Source organism: Luteibacter sp. 9135 (genome assembly GCF_000745005.1).
Lineage (GTDB): Bacteria > Pseudomonadota > Gammaproteobacteria > Xanthomonadales > Rhodanobacteraceae > Luteibacter.
In genome coordinates, this window is sequence record NZ_JQNB01000001.1 from 3836209 (window position 1) to 3848751 (window position 12543).

12 protein-coding genes are annotated in these 12543 nt (G+C 61.2%); 8 read left to right on the forward strand and 4 right to left on the reverse strand.

From position 1 onward, the window contains the following. Positions 1–129: 129 nt before the first annotated feature. The 4 genes from FA89_RS16065 to FA89_RS16075 form a co-directional block, all read right to left on the reverse strand. Positions 130–1065, reverse strand: a complete 936-nt coding sequence (locus FA89_RS16065; protein WP_051938872.1) for an ADP-ribosylglycohydrolase family protein — start codon at positions 1063–1065, stop codon at positions 130–132. A 160-nt stretch (positions 1066–1225) separates the two neighbouring features. Next, on the reverse strand, positions 1226–1372 hold the full coding sequence (locus FA89_RS20330) for a hypothetical protein (RefSeq protein ID WP_185754419.1): 147 nt from the start codon (positions 1370–1372) through the stop codon (positions 1226–1228). Between the two features lie 490 nt (positions 1373–1862). Further along, complete coding sequence (locus FA89_RS16070) at positions 1863–2426, reverse strand: hypothetical protein (protein WP_221174327.1); 564 nt, start codon at positions 2424–2426, stop codon at positions 1863–1865. Between the two features lie 67 nt (positions 2427–2493). Beyond that, positions 2494–2892 (reverse strand): hypothetical protein, encoded by a 399-nt coding sequence (locus tag FA89_RS16075; protein WP_185754420.1) that lies wholly within the window; start codon positions 2890–2892, stop codon positions 2494–2496. A gap of 581 nt (positions 2893–3473) precedes the next feature. On the opposite strand from FA89_RS16075, the gene FA89_RS16080 reads away from it, so the two are divergent. The 8 genes from FA89_RS16080 to FA89_RS16115 all read left to right on the forward strand — a co-directional run bounded on the left by FA89_RS16080 (position 3474) and on the right by FA89_RS16115 (position 12522). Beyond that, positions 3474–4466: a toll/interleukin-1 receptor domain-containing protein gene (locus tag FA89_RS16080; protein WP_036142147.1), complete on the forward strand. Its 993-nt coding sequence runs from the start codon at positions 3474–3476 to the stop codon at positions 4464–4466. Between the two features lie 22 nt (positions 4467–4488). Next, the gene (locus tag FA89_RS16085) at positions 4489–5355 is read left to right on the forward strand and encodes a hypothetical protein (protein ID WP_185754421.1); all 867 of its coding nucleotides are present in this window, start codon (positions 4489–4491) and stop codon (positions 5353–5355) included. 283 nt (positions 5356–5638) lie between these two features. Then, positions 5639–6058 carry a hypothetical protein gene (locus FA89_RS16090; RefSeq protein ID WP_036142151.1) on the forward strand — a complete coding sequence of 140 codons (420 nt, stop codon included), beginning with the start codon at positions 5639–5641 and terminating at the stop codon, positions 6056–6058. Between the two features lie 505 nt (positions 6059–6563). Beyond that, positions 6564–7124, forward strand: coding sequence for a hypothetical protein (locus FA89_RS16095; RefSeq protein WP_185754422.1), 561 nt, complete (start codon positions 6564–6566; stop codon positions 7122–7124). Between the two features lie 42 nt (positions 7125–7166). After that, positions 7167–8558, forward strand: coding sequence for a hypothetical protein (locus FA89_RS16100; RefSeq protein WP_036142155.1), 1392 nt, complete (start codon positions 7167–7169; stop codon positions 8556–8558). Positions 8559–8713: 155 nt separating this feature from the next. Then, the gene (locus FA89_RS16105) at positions 8714–9688 is read left to right on the forward strand and encodes a hypothetical protein (protein WP_036142163.1); all 975 of its coding nucleotides are present in this window, start codon (positions 8714–8716) and stop codon (positions 9686–9688) included. 165 nt (positions 9689–9853) lie between these two features. Then, the gene (locus FA89_RS20335) at positions 9854–11212 is read left to right on the forward strand and encodes a hypothetical protein (protein WP_036142166.1); all 1359 of its coding nucleotides are present in this window, start codon (positions 9854–9856) and stop codon (positions 11210–11212) included. 77 nt (positions 11213–11289) lie between these two features. Continuing rightward, positions 11290–12522: a restriction endonuclease gene (locus FA89_RS16115; RefSeq protein WP_051938873.1), complete on the forward strand. Its 1233-nt coding sequence runs from the start codon at positions 11290–11292 to the stop codon at positions 12520–12522. The last annotated feature ends 21 nt before the right edge of the window (positions 12523–12543 follow it).

The following is a 12543-nucleotide window of genomic DNA, read 5'->3' on the forward strand; positions in this document are numbered from 1 at the left end:
ACGAGTTAGCATCCCGGCACATTCCGCTTGATCGCGATGTTGAGCGTTCGCATCTTCCGATACTTAGGCCAAATTCCCTCGGGAAAGAATGGCGCGCACCAGATGCGCTTCAGACCTCCTTACCAACGATTAGCCGGCTTCACCTTCCTGGTCACGCACATCGTGCGGCCGCTCTGCATGTAGACGCGTAGCGATGTCTCCAATCATCGCCGCATGGGCCAAGGTGGCCTTCCATGCTCCAGGAATACCATCGATGCCATAGACCGCACCCGCAACCTGACCGGCGATAGCCGCCGTCGTGTCCGCGTCATCGCCAAGGTTTGCGGCCGCGAGCACAGCATCCCGGAAGTTGTTGGTGGTCATCACACACCAAAGCGCGGCTTCCAGTGACTCGACCGAATAGCCGCTTCCTCGGACGGCTGAAACCTCGAGGTCGGTGATGCGCCGTGCAGCCAACGCCTGGAGCTTCGGCTCCCGGGCGACTGCGGAGGCACCTTCGAGCAAACCGGTCGGCGCCTTGCCTTGCAACGCATTGGCGAGGACCACTGCGAGCACGCGACAAGCATCCACAGCCTCCGGTGCCGCATGCGTCGTCAGGGAGATGGCGGCGGCAAGATCCACGGCGTCCCCAACATTAGGGAAACTCCACAGGACAGCGGGAGCTAACCGCATGATGGAGCCATTGCCAGCCATCATGGGATCCGATGTCTCCGCAACCAGATTGCCGTACTTCTCATGGAAATTCAGCGCCGTCGACACCGTTGAACCGATATCGAAGCATTCGCCGTTCGAACTCATGTAGCCGTGATCGCGCCAGTTGATGTAGCGTCGCAACTGGTCGGCAGGGTCATGCCTCCGCTGGCAGAGAAAGCTCTGCGCGAGGCACAACGCCATTGATGTGTCGTCCGTCCACTCGCCGGGTTTCAAATCGAAAACCCCGCCACCGACCATGTCGGTCACCGTGGAGAATGATCCTCGGGGCGAGAACTCCACCGTGGTTCCCACGGCGTCCCCACAGGCAAGCCCGACAAGACAGCCGTGGTAACGGTCAAGCAAGGAAACCATCCAACGTCCTCCAATGGGGAGCGCGCATCAACGTGGATTCTATGCGAGTACCAAGGTGAAGTGAGAGAACGGACACCTCACCTCGGTCAGGCACGATACCAAGAAGCTCACCTGCCCAGGACCAATCACCCCGGCAATCGTCCTGGGCACTGCATCCACCTCACGCATCAAGGCCGGTCGCCGGCGGCGCGCCCTTTTTGTCCAGAAAATCGATGACCGCCGGGTTTGTCGCAAAGTCGAGCAGAACCCGTCCTTTTGAATCCACCTGATCTACTCGTGCCCCGGTATCGAGGAGCACCCTGACCATCAGGGGACATCCCGCGATGTGAGTCACTGAGGGTGGCCAGGGTCATGGCTGTCCCGCACCGCACCGACCGCTCGGCCAGAAGATCAATCCGCTCGAACTCCAGATGTGGATTGGCTCCTTTGCCGAGGACCATGCGCGCATCATGAGCGTCGCGACGGACGATGCTCAATAGCAACCCATCCTCCAGCCGTCCGGGCAGCCGGAAGATGAGTTGCCAAAACAGGACCTTGTGTTTGTCTCCATGACGGGACACTCCATTGGGATGCAATACAAACTAACCAGGTTTTGAGCTCGGCCCGCCCCACTGCGATGCACGTCCGTTTCCCATATCGGTCTACCTGAGTCGCCTGCATCATAGTGGAATCATCAGAGGCGCCGTTGCACCGTTCCAGCATGCACCGCCGCGTGCGGAGTTGGGAGCATCCTCATAAGCGAGAACCTTTCAATGACAACACGCAACCCTTCCGGCAGGACGTCGACGGGCCGTTGGTCATTGCCGTTGGTCATTGCCGTTGGTGACGTCCGGGTCCAGGCCGACCTGAAGCAACCAGTCGAGCACCCGTGGCGACCGTGCCAGGTGCAACAGGGTGTTGCCGTAGACGTCCTGGGGCCCAATAAATGGGACTGCGCCTTCAAAGAGCAACGCCAGACGTGGCTTGCCGGCACCCACTTTCCATTCCACGTCTTCAGCGACGACCGGCGGGACACCGCTGTCAATCAACACTGCAAGTCCCAGCACTGTCAGTCCCGTATAGACGTACTCGCCGTCGAGCTCAAGAAGGCTGTAGTCGTACCGGGGAACGGTGTCGGCGGCGCCCATCCCGATTAGTTTTGATACGCGCTCGGCATTCTTTTTGATGAGCGCATCGTGTAGGCAGTGCCACGCGCTGAACCGGGCCACGAGCGGCGGCGGGCCGCTGCCGGCACACGTAGCGTCCTTCGGTCCCTGCTCCCGATCGGCGGACCTGAAATAGTCTGCTCTGTCCAGCGCGCGTATCAGTTTGGGATTGACCACGGTCCGCCACAGGGTTTCCGGCACCATCAGTGGCGGCAACGGGTCGTCGCCGTAGTCGGGCCGAGCGCATGAGGCCACTGGCGGGTCAACGTCTCGCGCGACAGGTTCAGGCGCCCCGTGCTGATGGAGGTACGTGCACACCGCTGCTCCAGGCGAAATCGAGAAGCACCCGGCCCTTTGAATCCACCTGATCAATCCGGCCGCCGTGGTTGAGCACGAGCGGGGTCATCAAAAGGCTGTCGGTTGCAGCATCAATCACAACAGCAAGGGAAACGGCCGTCAGATCGCTGAAGATGCGATCGTGGATGACCTCAATGGCATCGTTCTCCTCATCCATCGACGCGCCCCGGGCAAGGGCCTTGAGGACACCGTTGATGTCCCGGTTGAGAACAGCGAACGCCAGGGTCCGGGTGAGGTTTGGGGACGTTGCAGGCGAGGTGGTGCAGGCTGGCAAAGCGGGAGTTGCGGGATGTTCAAAGGGTGTCGTCATGACGGAATGCTCCATGGATGTATCCCCACCGTAACGACCGAACGGGGGCTGTCAAGGCCCCACTGTCCTTCTGCGAAGCAAGTCCGCGCCCCGTACTCGCCCGGGTCAGACCATCGATGAAATCATTTCACCGTACGCGATGCCGAGTGCCATAACCGTGGCGTTGTAGGTTCTTCCCCGAAACCATGGCCGCTGATGCATTGGTTTCAGCGGCAGGAAGCGCCGTGGGCATCGTAGGCTGATGCCATCGGTGCCACCACACGGCACGTCAGCGACGAACAATGAGCAAAGAGCACAAGTTCCCGGTCTTTTCATGGCATGTACACCAATCTGCGGACACGAGCATCACAATCCGTGACGCCAGCATTGTCACGATCCGTGACAAGTCCTCCAAACACCGGGGCCAACAATCCTTCCGAGAGGCAGGAACCATGGTAAACAGGTCTCACATCGAGGGATGCGTCTCTCAAGGTGAGGGTATATGTCCCAAAATATCGCCTGCTTGTGCACGCCCCGAACGCACGCCGTCATCGCGTGTCTTTCCCTCGCGCGGCTCCCCGGTTACGCTCAGTCCATCAACGTTCAGGAGCGCACCGATGGCCTCTGTTTTCTTCTCGTACTCCCATGCCGATGAGCAGCTCCGCAACGAGCTCGAGGTTCATCTTGCGATGCTCAAGCGGGAAGGCATCATCGACACGTGGCACGACCGCCGAATCGAAGCAGGCGAGAACATCGACCGTGCCATTGATGAACGCATCAATGAAGACAACATAATCCTGCTTCTGGTCAGCCCCTCATTTCTTGACTCGGCATACTGCTTCGACGTCGAACTCAAGCGTGCGATGGCGAGGCACGACGCGGGCGAAGCCGTCGTGATCCCCATCATTCTCCGGCCTTGTGACTGGACCCATGCGCCGTTCGGCAAACTTCTCGCGCTTCCGACTGATGCTCGCCCGGTGACAAGGTGGCCGGACAGGGATGAAGCGTATCTCGACATCGTCCGGGGAATCCGCCGCGTTGCCGAGCGCATCGCTGGCGACCAGGTGCAAACGACAGCATCGTCCGCGCCACCTGTCATGCGTGACCTGGCGTCCTCGCAGACAATTGACCGCGCTGGTCCCATGCATGCCGGAGAAGGACCCAGGTCAAGCAACCTCCGTCTTGCCAGGACGTTCACCCAGCGCGAGAAGGACCAGTTCACCGAGGAAGCCTTCCGCTACATCGCCCTGTATTTCGAGAATTCGCTGGCGGAGCTCGGCAAGCGAAACTTCGGCTTTGAGGGCATCTTCCGCAGCATCGACAACGGCCGGTTCACCGCGAGCATTTACCATAACGGTGACGCGGTCGCCCGCTGCACCGTGTACGAGGGTGGAGACTTCGGCAGCGGCATTTACTATGCCCAAGGGGAAAATCGGGGGAACAACTCGTACAACGAGTCGCTGTCGGTCGATGCTGACGACCAGATGCTGTTCTTCCGCAGCTTCGGCATGTCCAGCATAGGTCAGGGGCAGGCACAGAAGCTTTCCCATGAAGGGGCGGCTGAGCTCCTTTGGGGGCTGCTCATTGCGCCGCTTCAGGGACGGCGCTGAGGAGAGAGACGAGGCCGCCCCCATGACCGCAACTGACCCAGACCTGCAACTCTACCGGGCAGCGTTTTCCGCCTACCTCGACGCCCTAGCGCCTTTGCGGCCGACGGGTGACCGCCCGCTGCCGTACGACCTCGTGGAGACCGTCACAACCGTTAGATGGCACATGCCAATCCTGGACGCTCTCATTGCGGGGGATATCCGGGAGTCGCTCAACGACATCCATCAATGGCAAAGCCAGCTGATTTCACTGCAGGCGTGGGTGGCGGTCGTCAGCTCCGGGCAATTCGAGGATGACGACGCATGGACCCTCAGGCGCGACTGGGTCGAACCGTTGGCCACGTGGTGCCTTCTCCAGCCAGCGGCGACGCGCGATCGCCTCGGCAACCTCGCCACAAACGTTGTCCATCACGGCCGTGTGTCGACGGACTCCACCTACCCCGACCGGCTCGAAGGCGACGACACGAACCGGTTCCTCAACCGTCCGGCAAGGGAGCGCCAGTTGCGTCGTATCGGTGAAAACGTAAAAGCGCTTCCCGCCTTTCTCGACCGGCTCCTGGCACTCGACGGCAAGACATTCAAGAGAGAGACATTCAACTTCAGGAACCGTGCAAGCCATTCCATCGCGCCACGGCTCGAACAGGGATTCACCCAGATGGTGACGCGCATCGTGGGGCCGTTTGAAACACTCGTGCCGCAATCGGGCGGCACCTTCGAACTTGTTCTCGACCCTAAACGCCTCGCGGTCTACTACGGCTTCGGTGGGACGCCGCCGCTGGCGCTCGATGTGGCAGCCACGCTTGTGGCTGACGAGTACAAGAAAGCACGCGCAGCGGTTGACGCCTACCTTGATCTTGTCCGCGACATCATCGACGGCATCGCCAAACGTTGACGTGGATCCAAGGCAAAGCGGCGCGAATCCCGAGCCTGAACGGCCACATCGCACAAACGTTACGTGTGACACGTAAGGCTATCTAACGAACGACTTGAATTTGGAAACAAACTCGCTGTCATCCGGCGGGGCATGCTCAATGAACTTCCTCACCCCTTCCCGAGGGCGCCGTGTCAGGTGGAACGTGAGCGACCCAAAACGAACGTGCCTAACGCAGCCGTTTCGATCTACCGTTGGAAAGCGCAAGCGCGATACTGTCGTCCCTCCCAACCTGGAAATCTCCATGACCACTCCTGACCCTGATTTCGCACCCAAGCTTGCCGAAAAGCTCATCGCCGCTCTCACTCTCTCCATCGCCAAACTCATCCTGTCGCAGGTGCCATGGCAAAAGCTCAAAGTCTATCTCGCGCGTGCGGGTCAATATTTCATTCAAAGCCTGACATTCCGGACGGCCGGGAAGGGCCGCAATAAACTCAGCGACTTCGGCGCCTCCGTCGTCTTTTACCTGCTTGCTATCCTGGCCACGGTTGAATTTGCCTGCGCCATCTTCATGTCCTTCGACGCGGACCATCCGATTGCCATCTGGCGCCGTGGCGCGGGGCTGTTGGTTGGCCTTGTGATGATGATTGTTGCCAGGGCCTGCCACGTTGAAGCCGATGACTTGAGAGACCGACTCAGCAAGAAGAGCCGAAGGCTCTGGTAATCCAGTGCCCGGACGGGGCTATCCCGGCCGGGGGTACCGACGCGGTCAGCCGTAGTGCTGTGTAAGAGGCGCGGTTGCGCGGTTGCACTGTTTCAGCACGCACGGCCGCACGCGGAGTTCGGAGCGTCCTGTTCAGGAGGAAGCGCTCAACGATCGCCCGGAGTTCCTCCGGTATGACCCCAACCGGCCGTTGGCCATCGCCATTGGTGACGTCAGCGTCCAGTCCGGGCTCGAGCAGCCAGCAACGCCCCTGGCGAGCCTGCAACCCGTGTCCGTGACCACCCACCCACACGGACTCCATCGCACGCCTTCCGGCCGCCACGCGGCTGCCCGGCGGCGGACACGGAACAACATGGCGGGCGTCCAGCCAACGCAGTCGAGATATCGTCGGCCCATACGTTCGCTGGACGAATATAACCAAAATGATAAAAAGCGCCGGGGCGCCCCGGCGCTACTTGACAACACGCCAGCCGCCGTTAGCTTGTTGTCTTTGGGGCTGTCGCCGATGTCTTCCCAGACCACCCTGCCCGACCTTCCTGCCCTCCAAGCGCACTTTGAACGCATGGGGCACACGCTGCGTTTCGATGTCGAATCCCATGCGGATGATGGCCCTTGGGTGCTTGCCCGCCCGCACGCGGGTATTGCGGAGGAAACCTTCCTGACACTCGAGCAGCTGTGGGAATGGTGGCTTGCTGAGGTTGTGTGGATCCTCAACACGGACACGGAGTACCGACTCCTCAAGGCCTGGTATCGCACGGGGACCCCCGATGAATGCGCCGCACTCGAATCATGGGCAGACCCCGATTCGGACCTGGAAGGCACCGTCCGCCCCTTTCGCCGCTATGACCAGTTCCTCGGCCGCTCCGCCATCGGTGTCCATCATCTACCGGAGGACTGGCCGAACATTGTTCGCAGCATCGAAGCGCGCTGTGTGCATCCGTCAGAGCGCAGCCGCTCAAGACTGCATCGCTTCATCGGTCGGGAGAATGGTCGGCGCGCGCGTCAGGCCCTCGCTGCCGCAGTGCCCGAGTCCGCTCGAGCCGCCAGGGTGCCGCACCGCCTCTAGGTCGCTGTTAAAGTCAGCCACCTCTTGTTGCCGGACACCGTTATGGACAACCTGCGTCACGCCCTGCTCGGCCGGTACCGGCTCTCAAACCGTGCTCCCGAAGCGGTGGAGGCCTCGTTCCGGCACACGCTCAACCAGCTCTCAGGCAACGGCATGCTGACGACGATGGACGAGGAGACCATCACAGCGGCGATCCTGGGTGGGTTCATTACGTCCTTCCCCATCTGCACTGCCGCCTTTGCACCCGAGACACCCCCCGGTGAACCTGCGGACCCCACAACGCAACCCCGCCCTCGATGCGCATGGGGCCAATATGGAAAAGCGGCCGGCGGCGAGGCCAAGGAGCTTGAATCCAGGCGCGGCGCCGATTTCGCCCTCATCATCTGGGACAGCGAAGAATGGGCTCGCGTGGCCCTGTTCCAAGCAAAGCGTCTCGAGCCACCCTCCAGTTCGGGCAGTGCCAACCCCAGCCACACCCTGGCCAATCCCGGGGACTCCCTGACCGTCAACGGCGCGGGACCGCTTGAGGCCATCGCGCCGGGCACAGCGCTCTTGAATGTGCACCGGCGCACCGACAAGGTCGCCGGAAAGCCCTGGCGCCCGTCCCAGATGGTGACCCTCGAGCAGACCGGTCGCTGGCTGATGATGGCGGAGGATGTGCGTGCGGGTAACGGCTCGCTCGACGATTTCAAGAAAGCCATTGCGGCAGCAGACCGGGTGGTCCCCCAGGCACAAAGGGAAGAACGGCTGGGCGATGAATCGGAAGACGAATTCGCTGCGTTCAACTTCCGTGCCGTGCTCGACCAGCACGAATACAAAAATGACCATGGCAAGGTCGAAGACTTCTGGCGGGCGCACTTGCGCCGCCGCACGCCGGTGCCGGCCCAGAAGGACATGCACTGGATTCACTATCTCGCCTACACGCGAGCGGCGGCCACAGCAACGGACGCGGACGGGGTCACTGACCCGTTTGATGACATGGTTCTCTGCGTTCCGTTGTCCGGCCTCACCGACAAGATGGACCGCGAACGAGAGGAGACCCCTTTCAAGAAAAACGTGATCGACCTGTCGACAGCGAAGGCCTACCGTTTCATCGATGTGTTGCTCAACGCATTCGGGCCTGACAACCCTGGCCTGGACGGCGACAGACGTGACGGATGGCTTGCCATGCATACCGACACGGTCAAGGCCATGCTCCCCCGCCTGCAGCAACTCGGCACCGTTTTTGTGACCACCGACAAGGGCGGCCGAAGCACCGATGTGGTCCTGGATGCAACCCTTTCCGCGTCCTGCGATGCCACACCGGCCTCTGCCCCCGACGGGATGGGTCAGACGGCACAAAACGCCGTTCCCGCAAAGGCGGACATCGCAGCCCTTGACGCGACCATGCAGCCCGCCAAACCCGGGTATCGCCCACCGAAGTTCGGACACTAGCCGGGAGCGGCAACGTTTGCCCTCGAGCCCGACATCGCTCCTTCTCGCTGACCGACTCCGCCCCACCTAGTGACGATTGACACATTCCCCTCCAACAGTCCCGGCGTCGTCCAGACGCACGCTCTCATCTCTCACTCATTCACACCCCTATCCCCATGATCCCGCACACGTTCGCCGACACCGACTGGGACTGGTTTTTCAGCTCCCTTGCCCAATCCGCTGCCGCCATCGTCGCCATCTTCGCCGGTTTCATCATCAACAAGGTGCTTGCCAACCAGGCTGCGCACGAAGCGGGCATCCAGGAGATGGTGCACTTGGAGACGGAGGCGAAACGGCTTGGTGCCGAGGCTGCAGCGCGCAGGTTCGAATGGTATTCCAGGCGGTACAACGAAGATGCGCTCGAGGAGGCGGACGCGCACCTCAAAAACACCGACGAGTCGGACGACGACCAGCTCACGGCCGACGGCCTCCTTGCGGAATTCCCCATGTCACCGTTCGTGGCGCCTGACGCCAACCGCGCGGCGATGGATGCACTCCTGCAGGCGCATCTTGACGCGCGACAAAAGGCGCGCGAACGACGCAACCGTCCGCTGACGCCAGCTGCTGCCGCCGTGCTGAAGAGAACCGGCATGCCGGCCGGCGTTGATGCGTTTGTTGAGAGGTCGGTCCGAACCCTGCCCCGCATCCCCAACACGGAGTTGCTGAAGATGTTGCGCACCGAACGCGAGCGCATCGATGAGGTGCGCCGCAAGGTCGACCATCACATCCGGCTGATTGGAAACTGCCTCGCCTCCAGCGGAAAGGCGGCAGGCAACCGGCGCGCCATGCGGTTCTGGCTTGCCTTGGTCGTCGTGCTCTTCCTTGCCGGGGTCATCTACCCATTGTCTTTCCTGCCCTCCCCGACCGCGCCGAAATTGTCTGTGCGGCCAACGGACATCCTTGGCGCACTCGTCTCCGTCCGGGGTGCCCTGCTCTCCCTCGTCTCGGCCGCTTTCCTTGCGGTAGTCGGGGTCTTTGCCCGCATCAATGAGCGGACGGTGACGCCGACCGACCTGGTGAATGAATTGTCCGGCCACATGCGCGTCACGGCATACGCGGTGGAATTTGGTGTTGCAGATTCCGCCGCGTGAGGCCCGATAGGGGTGACCGCCCCGACCATTGATGCAAGGGGGCGCGTCTGATGCACATTTCCGGCCCCATCTCATCCGGCAGGCGACAAGTCGTGCGCGGCAGGACAACGCGGGTCGGGTACGATGCGCCCAAGGAATCTTAAAAGAATCAGCGCACTCGCCGACATGAATACGCTCCTTTTCTCACGTCGCACCACGCAAGCGTGTATCGACAGACTCCATGGCGTCGTCACCGAAAATGAGTCAAAGAAGTTTGTTGACGCGCTCAACCGGCCCGGCCGCGACCGCTTAATCAAGCTGTGGGAGGTCGTCGTCCTCGACGCCCTGGCCCAGCTGGGCCCCATCGACCACGAACAGCCGCTGCCAAGCGGACAACAGCCGGATTTCGCGTTCACCTTGATGACGCCGGACGGGCCCCGGCGCGTCGTGGGCGATATCACCTGCATATCCGACACCGGCTTCGACGAGCAAAACCCCATCCGGGCTCTCTCCGATGAGCTTATTCGGAACGCCTACAAGCTGGGTGTCGACCCGGCGGCCCTGGACTTGCAGGTTGAGGGTCGGACACACGGCGCTTACCGCGACGCAAAGATGGTGCTGGAACTTCCGACGAAGGGCCAGGTGCCTAGATTCGTCAAACGCGACATCGTCCCTTTTCTCTCCCGCATAAAGAAGGCGCCGACCGTTTCGGATTTCATTCGTATCGACACAGCGGCCGCCACCCTGACAGTTGGGTACCAACCGGGCAAGCAGTACTACTCCATGGGGCATCCGAGTTATGACGTGTCGTACTCCATCGACCGAAATCCCCTGTGGGTCGGGCTGAAGAAAAAGGCGGACCAGCTTCGCTCATCGGCAACCGACTCCGTCCGTGTCGTCATTGTCTGCGACGGTGACTGCAAGGGGCTGAAGGAAAAATCCCCCATGGGTGGCCACTTCAGCACGAAGGCCATTGTCGAGGATTATCTCCGGCGCAACGCCACCATCGATGTGGTTCTCCTGCTGCCCGTCGTCGAGATTCATCACAGCCTTCAACCGTCCAGGGTCGAGATACAACCGTACTTTGCAACGCGGACGAATCGCAACCGTCCGGCGTTGTCCGGCACGGTCCGCGCTGCGCTCGTGTCGCATCTCCAACGGATGGTCGACCACCTTCCTGTGCCACGGATGAGTGCCCCCAATGCGGTCAACCGCTGTAACGACGAGCGGTTGTTGTTCGGTCTCCATGGCGGTTACATATGGTCAGGACACAAAATGAGCATTTCATCAAAACAACTGCTGGAACTCCTCGCCGGCATCCCACCGGAGACTCCCAAAGTGCCCAAGGGTGCCACGGTCGAGCCCATGCTTCCGCCCAACTGGCAGGAGCACTTCCTTCGCTACCTGATGCGAGGCCAGATGATCTCGAAAGTGACCATCGTTTCCGGCGGCGAGACGGACGACGACACGGTCGAGTTCGAGTTCGGACCACCCGATGTCGCCATCAGTCCTTTCCGGATGCCGCCAGACTCCAGGACGAGCTAGTCAGCGATGAGGTCGGTCATTCGCGAGCGCGAAGATTCTGCCCGCCTTATGATAGGTATCCAACAGGTGACCACCCCATGTCGACACGCCCGCCACAGCCGAATGTCCGCACTCAGCCCGCAGGTAGAGCATGGAGTGACCGGCGGGTCGAAGCCGAGATCGAAGAGCTCAAGCATCGCGTGAGGACGTGGGCCGAGGAACGGGCCCTCTGGTACGACTGCGGCTTCGCGAGTTTCGCAGAATACGTCGGGGCCGATCCCGGCGATCCACCCGAGTGCTTGGTGTTGTGGTACGACGGCCCGCTTGGGAGCACGATCGACGGCATGAACCCGGATGCTCCGGAGTCGGAGTTTCATGACATCTTCGATGAGATGGGTTTCCTTTACGAGAGCCGCGACAACGTGACCGGTGTCGCCTATCTCGAGACTGACGACCAGGAACGCGCGGAAGCGTACCGTCAGTACTTCCACTGGAAATGGGTCTGCTCGCTCATCAAGGATGACTGTGCGGACGTCCACGCTGAACTCTTTGATCACTTCCATAAACGTCCGGACGACCTCGGGCGCCTGCACTGGCGCGAGCTGGAAATCCTCCTCTTCCGGGTGTTCCAGAATCAGGGATTCCGCGCAGTACTGGGCCCGGGCACCGGCGACGGGGGTGCGGACGTGCGCCTCTGGAAGGGTCCCCTTGGCGACGTCCACACCCTGGTCCAGGCCAAGCGTTACCGGCGGGGCAACAAGATATCCCTTGAGCCCGTGGCCGCGCTGCGTGGCGTCATGGCCAACGAGCGTGCAACGCACGGGATCTTCGTGACCACGTCGAGTTATATGCCGAGCGCACGAAAGTTTGCACTGGCATCCGAAGGCGCACTGACCCTTGCAACGTCAACCGAAGTCGCCGAATGGTGCAAGACGGCCGGCGAGATGGTTGTGAGCGACAAGGCAGCCCTTGTCTCGCGCCCGTCAGTCGAGCGGTTGCTTTTGGATCTTCGACACAGACAGGATGCCCGCATAGTGCACGCCTCATATGGGTATAACATGACGATCAATGCCTTTGCGATGGTTATCAAGGAAACAAAATACGCCGCACTCCTGATGCCCCTCCCGTCGCTGACTGTTTCCCATGACGGCTATGGGCAGATGGGCTTAGTCATTCCCGACCTTACCGAAGCCGCGCTTGCCTTCCACGCTGCGCCGCATGTCGTGCGCGCAAAGGTCACGAAGGAAAGCGGTCGGACTGGGTACTGGGACGGCGAGCATTACTACACACCGTGGAATGGAGCACCGTGTCACTTCAACTACTGTGATTGAGCGCGCGGCACTCACAGAAAA